The sequence below is a fragment of the Virgibacillus dokdonensis genome (genome assembly GCF_900166595.1).
Lineage (GTDB): Bacteria > Bacillota > Bacilli > Bacillales > Amphibacillaceae > Virgibacillus > Virgibacillus dokdonensis.
Map to the genome: position 1 here is coordinate 2,299,155 of NZ_LT745763.1, position 13,964 is coordinate 2,313,118.

Consider the following 13,964-nt stretch of genomic DNA (forward strand, 5'->3'; position numbering starts at 1 on the left):
TCATAAGCAATTCCTACTACTTTTCACATAAAAAGAAATAGGGGAATGTAACTTCAAACAAAGAATATAGGTTTTATTGCTAGCTTGAAAAAACTAGGGTTACGAGCAAATCTTTTAGGACGACAGCTTTCTTGTTTACTATAAGTTTAAAGTTTACTTTCGTAAAAGAAAAATTCCTTAATCTCTAACGCAACTATCTTATACATAAACCTCATAAAACATAATTATGACTTGCTCCTAATAGTAATATATAATACCAAAGCGCTTAATGCAACTATTTATTAATCCAATTTCTCATCCATTTGAAATTTATTCTCTACATATTTTGAAAGCAATGCATATTCTTCCGTTTCTAATAAACCGTCTTGAATAATCTTTGCAGCATCTTGTCTAGCAGTCTCTAATGCCCGGTAGTCGTGAATCATGTCAGCAAGTTTAAATTCAGGTAAGCCACTTTGTTTTTTTCCAAAAAAATCACCTGGCCCACGCAGTTGCAAATCTTGTTCCGATAATGCAAATCCATCTGTCGTCTCTGCCATAATCCGCATGCGTTCTTTCCCTGTTTCCCCTTTCGGGTCAGCAATTAAGATACAATAGCTTTGTTTCTCTCCTCTGCCTACCCTCCCCCGCAATTGATGCAATTGTGATAATCCAAATCGCTCTGCGTCATAAATCATCATAATTGTTGCATTGGGAACATTCACTCCTACTTCCACTACAGTTGTAGATACAAGTAGGTGAACTTCATTATTAGCAAATTTTTTCATGATTGTTTCTTTTTCTTCAGCCGTTAATCTTCCATGCATTAAACCTATTTCTACAGTTTCAGGAAAATATGCCCTTAATTGGTGATACACATCGACCGCATTTTGAATATCCAATTTGTCTGATTCTTCAATAAGTGGGCAAATAACGTATGCCTGCTCGCCAGTTTGAATACGACTACCCACAAATTGCAATACGCGATCCAACATCGTTTCTCGTACCCAATACGTTTCAATCTCTTTTCTTCCTAAAGGCATCTGGTCGATGACGGAAACATCCATATCTCCAAATGCTGTTATAGCTAAAGTACGCGGTATGGGAGTGGCTGTCATAAATAAAACATCGGGGGATAAACCTTTTTCTCTCAAGGTTCGTCTTTGCTCTACACCAAATCGATGCTGTTCGTCTACAATAACAAACCCAAGCTCAGAAAACTGCACATCTTCTTGAATTAAAGCATGCGTTCCGATAACAATATCTATTTGTTGATTGTAAATTTGTTCAACTAGTTCTTTACGTCTTTTTCCTTTCATGGAACCAGTAAGTAAAGCAATCTTTGCTCGTCCTCCAAATAATTTACCGAGCGATTCATAGTGTTGTTCTGCTAATATTTCCGTAGGCACCATTAAAGCGCCTTGTTTCCCAGCTGTAACAGAAGCGTACAAGCAAATAGCTGCAACAGCAGTTTTTCCAGACCCAACATCACCTTGAAGCAAACGGTTCATACGATAAGGCGATTGCATATCCGTTAAAATCTGCTCAAGTGCGCCTTGCTGTGCACTCGTTAGCGTAAATGGAAATGTATCTATAAATTCTTTAACAAACTTACTGTTATAGTTTTGTGCATTTCCAACAGTGGCCTCACGTTTCCATTTTCGTAGCAACTGCATTTTTAACTGAAATACTAAAAACTCTTCATATATAAGCCTTCTACGTGCATGTTTTAAAGCACTTCGGTTCTTAGGCATGTGCAACGTCTGATACGCTTCCTTACGGGTTGGTAATTTATATGCAGTTAAAAAAGTTGCCGGGAGAATTTCCCCAATAGTATCAGAATAACTCGCCAACGCCTGCTTCATGACTTTCTTTAACTTCCCAGGGGAGAGTTCGCCGCGAGCAGGGTAAACAGGATGCATTTCATCTTGCTGTAAAGCCGGTCCTTTCTTATACGTATTTACTGTAATTTGTAAGCGATGCGCGTCCCATTTTCCGATAAGGGTAATTATATCTCCTTTATGTATATGTTTTTTAGCGAAGGATCGATTAAACATAACCGCTTTTACAGCAATTTGCTCTACTTCCAATGTAAAAGTTAATCTTGATTTTTGCTTTCCATAAAAAGTGAGAGAAGGATCGTGGACTACCCTTCCCTCAATCGTAACTTTATCATCGTGTACAAGCTCACTCAATGGCTTTATTTCAAAAACATCATACCGATAGGGAAAATAATTGAATAAATCTTCTACTGTAAAAATGCCGATATGAGCAAAATCCTCACCCATTTTCTCCCCGACACCTTTCACGTGGGTAACAGGATCGGTTAACATAATTATCACACTTTCTTAGCTTGTTAGTCCTAATAATTTATCTTTTAGCCAGCGTCCAGTTGGTGTATCGGCTAATCCGCCTTCTCCCGTTTCTCGTAAACTGGATGGCATTTGCTTTCCAATTCTATACATAGCGCCAATTACTTCATCACAAGGAATTCTACTCGTTACACCAGCTAGTGCCATATCAGCCGAAACAATTGCTAACGAAGATCCACCAGCGTTTCTTTTCACACACGGAACTTCAACAAGGCCAGCAACGGGATCGCAAACAAGTCCAAGCATGTTTTTTAATGTCATGGCGAATGCTTCTGCGGATTGCTGTGGTGTTCCCCCAGCCATCTCCACAATACCAGCGGATGCCATTGCTCCAGCTGACCCTACTTCGGCTTGGCATCCTCCCGCAGCCCCTGAGATAGATGCATTATTCGCTACTACAAAGCCAAATGCGCCAGCGGTAAATAAATACCGCATCATTTGTTCACGTGTTGGATTCAATTGATTCTTTACAGCAAACAACGTACCAGGAACACACCCAGCACTTCCTGCAGTAGGAGTAGCACAAATTGTTCCCATTGCAGCGTTTACTTCATTCGTTCCCATCGCTTTACTTACAGCATCCAGTAGCAATGGACCAGAAAGCGGGTTTTTCTCATGTATATATTTTTGGATAAGAACCGCATCTCCACCAGTTAAGCCAGTAACGGATTCCACTCCTTGCAAAGCATCTTCAATCGCTTTTTCCATGACTTGTAAGTTCTTCTCCATCTCTTCATATAACTGCTCACGTGTTTTTTCTTTTACTTCCATTTCCTGACGAATCATCACTTCTGAAATAAATATTGCTTTCATTTCAGCTATCTCCACTAATTCTTGAACAGTCCGAAACATCATGAGATATTCACCTCTTTTCTTTACTAATTAACTATTAATCTTAGCAATTCGGATAATGTACTCTGCTTTTTCTAGTTCACGCAATATATCATCATCGACGTTTTGGTCAACTTCTATAACCATCAACGCTTCCTTCCCGACATCTTTTCGGTTTACTTCCATGTGACCAATATTGACTTCATGCTTAGCTAGAACAGACGTTACAGAAGCGATAGCTCCAAAACGATCATTATGCATAATTAAAATCGCTGGATGGTTTCCGGATAAACGTAATTCAAAACCATTTAGTTCCGTAATTTCTACCTTTCCACCACCAATCGATACACCTACCAATTCCAAGGAATCTCCCACATCGCCTATTTTTAATCGTACCGTATTTGGATGATTGACGGCAGCGCTATCTTCAATAAATTCTATTTGCATGTTACGTTCTTTAGCTATTTTTAATGCATCCTTCATACGTGTATCATCTGTATCAAAACCGAGCAAACCACCCACTAGTGCAAAATCTGTTCCATGACCTTTATATGTTTTTGCAAATGATTCATAAAGATGAATCTTAACCCATGTTGGGACTCTACCAAATAAACTATGTGCAGCTTTACCAATTCTAGCTGCACCAGCTGTATGTGAACTTGACGGACCAATCATAACAGGTCCGATAATGTCGAAAACAGAATTGTATTTCAATCTCCATCCCATCCTTTAACACGAACTTTTCTTCTCTTGTTGATTATAACAAAAAAATACTATTCCATCATTCATCGCATGTACGTTAACCAAAAGATAGCATGGATCTTCCTATTAGGTAATTTTTCACGCTCTCTTAAGAGTTTCATATTACCGCAGTTGATACTGACTCTACACGAACCATAAAGATCGAGTGATTCTTTGACTTTAAATTGTATTCTCGATATAATTACTTCTTGTGGATTATATATTATATAATCGGGCGGGAGAGGGACAGGAAATACATTGAGGAGTTTGTATGCCTGATAAGAAAAGCAACTTGAAACTAGCCAATAATTCTACCCTACGTAACGAATGGGTCGCAGGCTTAATTGGTTACCTTACAACAATGTACATTGTTGTCGTCAATGGTTCCATTCTTAGCGAAGCTGGAATTTCGTTAGAAAGCGGCATGATCGCCACTATTCTTGCTAGCTTCATTGGAACATTATTGATGGGGATATTCGGAAAACTTCCGCTAATAGTTATCCCTGGTATGGGTATAAACGCATTATTTGCATACTCCATTATCGGTGGAACTAGTCTAACTTTTCATGAAGGTTTGGCTGTTGTCTTTATTGCAGCGATTGTTTTTTTAATTACCGCTTTTACAAAGTTAGGTGTATTATTTAAAAAAGCAATTCCTGATTCATTAAAACACGCTATCACCGTCGGGTTAGGTCTATTTTTAATTTTAATTGGACTCGAGAAAAGCGGACTTATTAGTAAAGGAAGTAATACCATTATTGCTATGGGTGATTTCACATCCTCTACAGTTATTGTTAGTTTAATCACACTATTTCTAGCAATATTTTTATTTGTTAAAAATATCCCAGCTAACTTTTTAATTACGATGGTATTAGGGACCATTATTGCTGCTATCGGCGGAATTATCCAACCGGGTAATCAATCATTGCAAGTAGAGTGGAGTGACGTACTCTTTATTCCTTCTTTTAACGCAGTTGGTGAACTTTCATTCTGGTTATCCGTTTTTCCTTTATCGATGATTTTAATATTCGAAAATATGGGGCTTTTACACGGACAACTCTCTATGCTAAAACGTGAAGATCAGTACCAAAGAGCTTATCAAGTCACTGCATTTTCAACTTTAACTTGCGCGTTCCTAGGTACTTCACCTACTGTTTCTGCTGCTGAAAACGCAGCTGTGATAGCTTCTAAAGGAAGAACAAGAATAACAGCAATTATTGCCAGCTTTCTTTTCTTAGCAACCATTGTATTGATCCCTTGGATTACAATGATACCTAATACGGCAATAAGCCCCATTTTAATCATTGTTGGCTTTTTAATGGTGCAAAATATAAAGCAACTGCCACTTGATAACTTATCAGAATCATTGCCAGCTTTTTTAATTGTTGTCATGATCCCATTTACGTACAGCATTGCAGATGGAATGGCTTTTGGCTTTATCGCTTACCCAATTGTTAAATTGGCAATTGGTGAAAAACACGAGCTTTCAGCACCGCTCTTAGTTATTTCTAGTTTATTCTTGCTTGATTTTGTTATAAAAATGATAGGGATTTAACTTAAAGCAACTATAGCTCATCCTGAATGATAAACCGCATGAAATCCAATATGGTATCATGCGGTTTTATTATAATTCTTCAGTTTCGAGACAGGATACCTAGTTAAGGAAATTAAAATGATTTTTTTTCAAAATCTCCCCATTACCTTTTAAAGTATAGTAAGATGAAACATAAAAGGCCCCTTGAGTACCTTTCAAGGAACCTTTCTTTTATTTATTTATTTATGTTATCTAGCTAAGGAATATATATCCCATGCATCACGAAAGAAGTATTCCATTGCTTACTATACCAAGTTGTAAATTACTCTACAGAAAAAATAAAGGCATAGATTGGTTGTTTCCCATTATGAACTTCTACTTCAATATCTTCATATTTTTCTTCAATATATGCCATAAGCGCTTGGGTTTCTTCATCCGTACCATCTTCACCTTGTAATACAGTTAAAATTTCATCGTCTTCTGTAATTATTTTTTCTAATAATAATTTAACAGTTGCCATTTTATCTGCATTGGTAGTGACGATTTTCCCGTCTGCAATTCCCATGAAATGATCCTTTTTGATAGTAATACCATCCATTTGTGTATCTCGAACGGCATATGTAATTTGACCAGTTTTTACATTTTTTCTAGCCTCATCCATTGCCTTTTGGTTCGTATCTAGATCGTGATCTGGATGGAACGCCAACATAGCGCTAATACCTTGAGGTATTGTCTTGGTTGGTACAACTCGAACATCTTCCGTTGCTAATTCTGCCGCTTGGTCAGCTGCCATAAAAATATTTTTGTTATTAGGTAACAGCAGCACTTTTTTAGCATTTGCTTGTTTAATAGCGTTCGTAATATCCTGAGTGCTTGGGTTCATCGTTTGACCACCTTGAATAACGACAGAGGCACCTAAACTTTCTAACAATTCTTTTACCCCTTCACCCATAGCTACTGTAACAATGGCATATTCTACTGGTTCTGTAGATTTATTTTCTTTCTTCCCAACTAACGCTGTATGCTGCTCGCGCATGTTTTCTATTTTCATATTAATTAGACTTCCATAGCGTTGCCCTAGCGTGAGACACTCTCCAGGATATTCTGAGTGAATGTGCACTTTTATTAGTTCTTCATCACTTACAACTAATAAAGAATCACCATGGTTGCTTAATTCTTGACGGAATGCTTCTTCATCAAAAGGGTGCTTGCTTACCTTTTCTTCTTCAAATTTCACCATGAATTCCGTACAATAACCAAACTTGATATCCTCGGTATTCATAAAATCTTGTGTTATTTTATGGTGCTCTGCATTAACCATTTCGTCCATATTAATATTTGAAGTGCCTTCAGGTAGCTCTTCCCCTTTTAAGGAAGCTAAAAAGCCTTCATAAATCGTTACTAATCCTTGTCCACCTGAATCCACCACTCCAACTTCTTTTAAAACAGGGAGTAGGTCAGGTGTGCGCTTTAAAGAAGCTTTTGCTTCAGCTACAACTTCCTCCATTAAGGTAATAATATCTGTTTCATCTTCGGCGATCGCAACCGCCTTATTTCCAGAATCTTTTGCCACAGTTAAAATAGTTCCTTCAACTGGCTTCATTACAGCATTATATGCTGTGGATACAGCACTTTCAAATGCTTTTGCAAGCCCTTTTGTTGTAACAACTTCTTCTTTTCCCAACCCTTTTGCAAAACCACGAAATATTTGCGATAATATAACACCTGAATTCCCTCTTGCACCCATTAAGAGCCCTTTGGAAAATGCCTGCGCAACTTCGTATACTTGGGTACTTTGGATATTTTTCACTTCATTTGCCCCAGAAGTAATCGTTAGGTTCATATTCGTTCCTGTATCCCCATCTGGTACAGGGAAAACATTTAATGCATCAATTCTCTTGGCATTATTGGACAAATGATGAGCACCAGACAAAATCATTTGTGCCAGTCTCTTGCCATCGATTTGTTGTAAACTCACGTTAAATTTTCCTCCTCTAATCAAGAACTCAGAAGCGTCTGTTAAGAAACAGACGCTAAGACAGATCGTATATAGTCATACGTTTCATAGTTGATAAATTATTCTTGAGTAACACGAACTCCTTGAATATAAATATTGACAGAATCAATCTCCAAACCGAGAGATTGATTTAGCGTGTATTTAACTTTTGATTGAACATTATGAGCAATCTCAGATATTTTTGTACCATAACTTACAATAATATACATGTCGATATGCAGATGATGTTGCTCTTGACGAACAATAACACCTTTAGAGAAATTTTCTTTACGTAAAATTTCCGCAATACCGTCCCGTATTTGACTTTTTGAAGCCATCCCAACAATACCGTAACACTCTACCGCAGCCCCTCCAGCAATCGTTGCAATTACTTCGTTTGTTATTGTTACTTGACCATCATTTGTATGCAGTTCAATGGACATTTGAATCCTCCTTTTAGTACCTGCTCACATTCTAAAAACATTCTACTACATGCAACTATATTTTAAAAGTCAAAGATGATTGCAATATAAAATTACCCCTTCTTACAATGTACGATTTCCATGCATCTGTCAAGCGTTTTTTCTTGATGTTCTATAGATTGTCTACTTTATTCATCTATTCATTGAGAAAACTTACAAAACCTGATCTAAACAAAATGCTTTAGAAATTTTAACGGAGACTCCTCGAAAATGGACAGTCATATTCTTCGTGCGATGTTTCACTGTCGTAGCTTTCCTTGTCCAGTGGAAAAGCGTAGTTTTTTCCACAGCGGTCACTAGCTACATTTCGCTTATGCATTTATAAAACAATTGTTGCATGAAACTGCCAGTAAAAGTGTACATGAATAGAGTACTGGAAATTTTGAGGTCATAATTATGTTGAGAAAAACTTGATACATACCAACGCAAAACAATAATTGCAAATAAACTAATGTTATGGTAAATTATATAAGTATGAGGTTTAAGTTGAAAAGAAAGAAGTAGGAGGGATAGCATGGCCAGAAAATGTGTTGTTACTGGACGCCAGACTCGCACTGGAAACCACCGCTCTCACGCAATGAATTCAAACAAGCGAAAATGGAAAGCTAATGTACAAAAAGTACGCATCATGGTAGATGGTAAACCGAAAAAAGTTTATGTTTCTGCACGCGCCCTAAAATCAGGGAAAGTGGAACGCGTATAATATACAGCTTCACACATTAGTTATAAATAAGCACCTTTTAATAAAGGTGCTTATTTATATGGAATTACAGTATATTATTGTAGTTTTTCTTATACTATATACCTTTAAACTTTTATACTTTCCTAGGGTATAAAAAAACAAGCCATGATCAATTTCATGGCCGCTTTTCAACAATAATTTATACCTCACTCGTCTTCTTGCAGTTTACTTCTCTTTCTTAAATGTACCAATAATCACTCTTACAAATCCACCTATAAACTTTGGGAGCTTAATCGTATAAAATTTCATGAGTTCGCCCTCCTCTTTACAAACAAAACTAACTAGAAATCTAATCACGGCTCTTTACTAATAATAATATGCCTTCTTTGTAAGAAAAAGTACCACTATTTCTAATTAGCTTGTTTGAAATACATAACGTGGACCCCCATGAAATATTCGCATTCGTTAAAGGGTAGTAAAAATGTGTTAGCGTAATACCTTTCACTTCTTTCGAAAAAGGCACGAAAGAAATGATCGGATAATTGATATCATGTAGAACTGTGTACTTGCCTGGAAACGTTAATTCTAAATAATTCGCTATGTCAATTATAATTCCACGAATCCCTTTCGATAAAATAACATAAAGCAATTGTACATTGATGAACTCGTGATCTTTACGCCCTCCTGATACACCAAATAAATAGATTGTGTCCGGATCCAGTTCATAAGCTTTGTTTAAAGCTAATTCTAAGTCTGTTTCGTCCTTTTCAGAAGGATAAACATGAACGTAGTGTGCATGTTTATCAATTAGCGATTTTTCCTCTTTCGTTGTAGAATCAAAATCCCCAATAGCATAGGTAATTGGCAAATCGTAAGTAGCTAAAACCCATGCACCTCGATCAGCACCTATCCAAAAATCCACCTCTTCCTTGTATGTTTTTAAATCAGGATGGTTTCCAGGTGCATTACCTACAATGCCTACTACAGTCACGTTAATTAGACCCCTTTACTGCCTGCAAAATTTCCTGCATCGCCTTGTTACGATCTTCTTGGGCAAAAATAGCACTTCCCGCTACGAGTACATCGGCACCAGCATCTACACATCGTTTGGCAGTTTTGGAGTTAACCCCTCCATCAACCTCAATCTCAAAAGAAAAACCAAAATCTTCACGCCACTTATTTACTAACTTTATTTTTCCTAACGTACCATCAATAAACGATTGTCCACCAAATCCAGGATTAACTGTCATAATTAAAATTATATCGATGTCAGGTAAAATAGGCAGTAACGTTTCAGCAGGAGTAGCAGGATTAATGACTACGCCTGTTTTCATTCCATGTTCTTTGATAAGCTGAATAGTTCTGTGTAAATGTTGGCAAACTTCTTGGTGCACTGTAATGATATCCGCTCCTGCCTTAGCAAATGAAGGTATAAATTGATCTGGATTTTCAATCATAAGATGAACATCCAACGGAAGATTTGTTACAGGACGAATTGCTTCAACGATTGGCGGTCCTAAAGTAATATTTGGTACAAAATGACCGTCCATCACGTCGACATGGATATAGTCAGCTCCAAATTGGTCTACTTCCTTCACTTCTTCCCCTAAACGAGCAAAATCTGCAGCTAAAATGGATGGTGCTAATTTTATCATATTAATACCTCGGCTTTCTTAATTTGATTTCTTCGTAAAAACGTACATAATGGTCATAGCGATAACCCGTTATTTCACCGTCTTCAACCGCTTGCTTAACGGCACATTTAGGCTCTTTTATATGCATGCAGCCACGGAATTTACAATTTGCTTTTCTTTCTCTTATCTCTGGAAAACAATCAGCTAGTTCAGATGCGCTTAAATCTTGAAATTCCAAAGAACTAAAACCGGGTGTATCTGCAACAAGTCCGCCAAACATAGGAAGTAATTCCACATGTCTTGTTGTATGTCTTCCTCGACCAAGACTATCGGAAATTTCTCCTGTTTTTAATGCAAGAGAAGGATCTATCGCATTGAGTAATGTTGTTTTTCCTACACCCGATTGCCCAGCAATGACTGTAATTTTATCTTTTAAATACCGTTTCAAAATGGATGTATGATCGGAATGCTTAACGGATAGTAACTCCACGTCATAACCGATTTTTTGATAATCTTTTTGATATTTTTCAAATCGATCTCTTTCCTTTTCCGCGACATCCAATTTGGTAAAGAAGATAACTGGCTTAATCAAATTGGATTCTACTAAAACCAGGAAACGATCAAGCAATGTTGCATTAAAAGCAGGCTTCATTGCAGAAGTAACTATGATTGCTTGATCAATATTTGCAATCGGCGGGCGAAGTAATTCGTTATCTCTTTCATGTATTTCTAAAATATATCCTTCATTGTCACCACTAAAGTCAAAGGTTACTACATCACCAACTAAAGGCGTTATTTTTTTTTTACGAAAAACTCCCCTGCCTTTACATTGGTACAGATCTCCGTCAGCTTGTACATAGTAAAAACCGCTTATAGCTTTAATTATTCTCCCTTTTGCCATCTATTCACCTTCTTTATAAGCAATTACTTTATTCGAAATAACTTCTCCATCTCGCTTTATAATGTATTCGGCCTCGCTATCAGGTGCAATTGTAAGTGAGAAAGTTACTTCTGTATCTTCGGTTATTTTTTCCTCCATATAAACTTCAGATAATTCATTCTCCATATCTTCAATATATATAGTCACCGTTTGCTCTGGAAGTTCTTCTTGTTCCTCTGTCTCTTTCTTAGGTTTATAAGGAACTGTATAAGCAACTTCATGCGTTTTAGGAGGCATTTCTTCAGGCCCGGAAGAAATGACTACGGTTACTGTCGCACCTTCTTCCAATTCAGTATCTGTTTCTGGATCTTGGCGAATAACTTCTCCTTCTGGCGTTGTATCAGAGTGATCTGTTTCTTTATTCATCTTTAGTCCATAGTTTTTTAAATATTCTTCAGCCTCTGCTTCTGTCATCCCTTTTAAATTATTTAAACGAACTGTCTTAGGCCCGCTACTAATGCGGAAGATTACCTTTGTCTCACTCGGTACAACTTCACTGTCTGGACTAGGTTGAATCTGTTCAATAATCTCTCCAATTGGTTTGTCTGAATTCACTTCGTACGGATCTAGCACCTCATAACCATCTTCTTCTAGCAAACGTTTTACCTGTTTAAAATCTTTTCCCACATAATCAGCAAAAGAAGCTGTTTCTTTACCTTTACTAATCAATAGCTTAATCGTCGACTCTTCCTTTATTGAGGAACCAGCGTTTGGATCGGTACCTACAACATTACCTTCTTCAACCTCATCGGAAAAAACTTCTTCCTTATCTACAATTAAGTTTAAATCTTCCAGCTTGGTCATTGCTTCTCTATCTGTCATATCTGTTACATCAGGTACAGTAACATCTTTTGGTTGGAATAAATCGGTAAAAAAGTACAATGCTAATAATCCAGCGACAAGTAAAAGTATACTACCTATTAAGATAATCCATTTCTTCTTGTTTTTTTTCTTTTTCGGTCTTTGTTTCTTTGTTTTTTTATCAGGTTGCTTTTTATCTACTTTCTTCTCGGACTCTGTATAAGATTTAGTTGTGTTAGAGGTGTGAATGATGGTTTCATCATTAGGTGACATTTCTACCTGATCTGTAATAATTGGAATTGCCTTCGTTTCTTCCCCCTTTTCTATCGGTGGAATAAACATTGGTTCATTTCGTTTGTTTGGATCAAGTGCTGTTTCTAGTGCATCTTGCATATCATCCACCGTTTCATAACGATGAAATGGGTCTTTGGCTGTTGCTTTTAAAACGATATTTTCTACACTTTGCGGGATGCTTGCGTTAAACTCACGTACAGAAGGTGTATTATTTTGCAAATGCTTTAAAGCAATAGAAACAGCTGATTGTCCCAAAAAAGGTAACTTTGCTGTTAATAATTCGTATAAAACAATCCCAAGCGAATAAATATCGGACTTTTTGGTAGCCATTCCTCCTCTTGCTTGCTCTGGTGATAAATAATGAACAGATCCTAGAATCGAATTTGTCTGTGTTAACGAAGTGGCACTTAAAGCAACAGCAATTCCAAAGTCTGTTACTTTCACTTGACCATTTGTATCAACTAGAATATTTTGCGGCTTTATGTCACGATGCACGATATCATTCTCATGCGCATGAGAAATAGCCGAGGTAATTTGTCCCATAATATCCAATGCTTCCTTAACTTCTATGGGACCTTTATTTTGTATGTATTCTTTTAAAGTCATGCCTTTTACATATTCCATGACCATATAAAGTAAATGATCTTCTTCGCCGACATCATATATATTCACGATATTTGGATGATTTAAACTTGTAGCAGCATGTGCTTCGCGATCAAAACGAGCGATAAATTCTTGGTCATTTGCATACTCCAAACGCAAACTTTTAAGCGCTACATCTCTTTCTAAAATGGTATCTCTGACTAAATAAACATTTGCCATACCACCACCGCCAATTGTTTCCTTAATCAGGTAGCGATCATTAATTAAGTGCCCTTTCATCAAGATGATTCACCTGCTCTCTCTTCAGGCTTATCGTGTTGTATTAAAACAAGAGAAATATTATCCTCACCGCCACGTTCATTTGCTACTTGAATCATCTTTTTCCCAATATGGCAAAGTTCCTCATCAGAATATATCATGGAATAAATTTCTTCATCTGTTAATTTATCAGTTAATCCGTCTGTACATAGTAACAGTAAATCATTTTGTTCTAGACTCAATGTGCGAACATCACATGTAACAGTTTCTTCTGTCCCTAGAGCCTTTAAAACGACATTTTTTCGTGGATGGTAAACAGCCTCTTCTTTAGAAATTTGCCCTGATTGAACAAGAGCATTTACAAAGGAATGATCTTCTGTAATCTGTTTCATCTGCTCATTATTGATTACATAAGCCCTACTATCACCAATATGTGCAATCGTTAAAGCGTCATCAAGAATAATCGCGATAACAATGGTCGTTCCCATTCCATGGCAAGCTTCATGTTCTTGAGCATGCTGAAAAATAGCTGTATTCGCTTCTTGAACAGCATCTTTCACCCATGCTTCAGCCATCTCCGGGGTATCTACTTGTTGTGTTTTTTCCCATTTATCTTGTAGCAATCTGGTAGCCATTTGACTAGCAACATCACCAGCTTGGTGCCCGCCCATGCCATCAGCTATAATTGCTTGAGCCTGGCCTGCAACATTATAAAACACGCCTCCAGAGTCTTCATTATGACTTCGAACTTGCCCGCGATCTGTTAAAAAATGAGCTTTCATTATTTCACTCCCTTATTCTGAGAGAAACGCAGCTT

Annotated in this window: 13 protein-coding genes; 2 read left to right on the forward strand and 11 right to left on the reverse strand. The window is 37.2% G+C overall.

The window, feature by feature from the left end; all coding sequences use genetic code 11:
- Positions 1–281 precede the first annotated feature (281 nt).
- The 3 genes from recG to sdaAB are packed head-to-tail and all read right to left on the reverse strand — an operon-like array spanning position 282 to position 3,896.
- Entirely contained in the window at positions 282–2,312 is a 2,031-nt protein-coding gene (gene recG / locus B2C77_RS12395) for an ATP-dependent DNA helicase RecG (protein WP_077704207.1), read from the reverse strand.
- 15 nt (positions 2,313–2,327) lie between these two features.
- Positions 2,328–3,203, reverse strand: a complete 876-nt coding sequence (gene sdaAA / locus B2C77_RS12400) for an L-serine ammonia-lyase, iron-sulfur-dependent, subunit alpha (RefSeq protein ID WP_077706903.1) — start codon at positions 3,201–3,203, stop codon at positions 2,328–2,330.
- Positions 3,204–3,233: 30 nt separating this feature from the next.
- Positions 3,234–3,896, reverse strand: coding sequence for an L-serine ammonia-lyase, iron-sulfur-dependent subunit beta (sdaAB, locus tag B2C77_RS12405; protein WP_077704210.1), 663 nt, complete (start codon positions 3,894–3,896; stop codon positions 3,234–3,236).
- A gap of 298 nt (positions 3,897–4,194) precedes the next feature.
- Here sdaAB and B2C77_RS12410 point away from each other — a divergent pair, with 298 nt between their 5' ends.
- Complete coding sequence (locus B2C77_RS12410) at positions 4,195–5,478, forward strand: NCS2 family permease (RefSeq protein WP_077704213.1); 1,284 nt, start codon at positions 4,195–4,197, stop codon at positions 5,476–5,478.
- A 301-nt stretch (positions 5,479–5,779) separates the two neighbouring features.
- On the opposite strand, the gene B2C77_RS12415 is transcribed toward B2C77_RS12410, so the two are convergent.
- Positions 5,780–7,435 carry a DAK2 domain-containing protein gene (locus B2C77_RS12415; protein WP_077704216.1) on the reverse strand — a complete coding sequence of 552 codons (1,656 nt, stop codon included), beginning with the start codon at positions 7,433–7,435 and terminating at the stop codon, positions 5,780–5,782.
- Between the two features lie 98 nt (positions 7,436–7,533).
- On the reverse strand, positions 7,534–7,896 hold the full coding sequence (locus tag B2C77_RS12420) for an Asp23/Gls24 family envelope stress response protein (protein ID WP_073005170.1): 363 nt from the start codon (positions 7,894–7,896) through the stop codon (positions 7,534–7,536).
- A gap of 553 nt (positions 7,897–8,449) precedes the next feature.
- Here B2C77_RS12420 and rpmB point away from each other — a divergent pair.
- A complete protein-coding gene (gene rpmB, locus B2C77_RS12425) occupies positions 8,450–8,638 on the forward strand; it encodes a 50S ribosomal protein L28 (RefSeq protein WP_073005172.1) in 189 nt (62 codons plus the stop codon).
- Positions 8,639–8,842: 204 nt separating this feature from the next.
- On the opposite strand, the gene spoVM is transcribed toward rpmB, so the two are convergent.
- Genes spoVM through B2C77_RS12455 form a run of 6 tightly spaced genes read right to left on the reverse strand, consistent with a single transcriptional unit; the run spans position 8,843 to position 13,929 of the window.
- Entirely contained in the window at positions 8,843–8,926 is an 84-nt protein-coding gene (gene spoVM, locus B2C77_RS12430; RefSeq protein WP_073005173.1) for a stage V sporulation protein SpoVM, read from the reverse strand.
- Between the two features lie 40 nt (positions 8,927–8,966).
- Positions 8,967–9,608 (reverse strand): thiamine diphosphokinase, encoded by a 642-nt coding sequence (locus B2C77_RS12435; protein WP_077704219.1) that lies wholly within the window; start codon positions 9,606–9,608, stop codon positions 8,967–8,969.
- A gap of 1 nt (position 9,609) precedes the next feature.
- On the reverse strand, positions 9,610–10,272 hold the full coding sequence (gene rpe, locus B2C77_RS12440; protein ID WP_077704222.1) for a ribulose-phosphate 3-epimerase: 663 nt from the start codon (positions 10,270–10,272) through the stop codon (positions 9,610–9,612).
- Position 10,273: 1 nt separating this feature from the next.
- Positions 10,274–11,152, reverse strand: a complete 879-nt coding sequence (gene rsgA / locus B2C77_RS12445; protein WP_077704223.1) for a ribosome small subunit-dependent GTPase A — start codon at positions 11,150–11,152, stop codon at positions 10,274–10,276.
- Positions 11,153–13,168, reverse strand: a complete 2,016-nt coding sequence (gene pknB / locus B2C77_RS12450) for a Stk1 family PASTA domain-containing Ser/Thr kinase (protein WP_438272978.1) — start codon at positions 13,166–13,168, stop codon at positions 11,153–11,155.
- Positions 13,168–13,929, reverse strand: coding sequence for a Stp1/IreP family PP2C-type Ser/Thr phosphatase (locus B2C77_RS12455; RefSeq protein ID WP_077704225.1), 762 nt, complete (start codon positions 13,927–13,929; stop codon positions 13,168–13,170). Before B2C77_RS12455 ends, pknB begins: the two co-directional genes overlap by 1 nt.
- Positions 13,930–13,964 lie beyond the last annotated feature (35 nt).

Excerpts from the sequence above, each read along its gene's own strand:
- rpmB (WP_073005172.1), top strand. The coding sequence starts at position 8,450 with ATGGCCAGAAAATGTGTTGTTACTGGACGCCAGACTCGCACTGGAAAC.
- pknB (WP_438272978.1), bottom strand. The coding sequence starts at position 13,168 with ATGAAAGGGCACTTAATTAATGATCGCTACCTGATTAAGGAAACAATT.
- B2C77_RS12420 (WP_073005170.1), bottom strand. The coding sequence starts at position 7,896 with ATGTCCATTGAACTGCATACAAATGATGGTCAAGTAACAATAACAAAC.
- sdaAA (WP_077706903.1), bottom strand. The coding sequence starts at position 3,203 with ATGTTTCGGACTGTTCAAGAATTAGTGGAGATAGCTGAAATGAAAGCA.
- recG (WP_077704207.1), bottom strand. The coding sequence starts at position 2,312 with ATGTTAACCGATCCTGTTACCCACGTGAAAGGTGTCGGGGAGAAAATG.
- B2C77_RS12455 (WP_077704225.1), bottom strand. The coding sequence starts at position 13,929 with ATGAAAGCTCATTTTTTAACAGATCGCGGGCAAGTTCGAAGTCATAAT.
- B2C77_RS12410 (WP_077704213.1), top strand. The coding sequence starts at position 4,195 with ATGCCTGATAAGAAAAGCAACTTGAAACTAGCCAATAATTCTACCCTA.
- rsgA (WP_077704223.1), bottom strand. The coding sequence starts at position 11,152 with ATGGCAAAAGGGAGAATAATTAAAGCTATAAGCGGTTTTTACTATGTA.
- rpe (WP_077704222.1), bottom strand. The coding sequence starts at position 10,272 with ATGATAAAATTAGCACCATCCATTTTAGCTGCAGATTTTGCTCGTTTA.
- spoVM (WP_073005173.1), bottom strand. The coding sequence starts at position 8,926 with ATGAAATTTTATACGATTAAGCTCCCAAAGTTTATAGGTGGATTTGTA.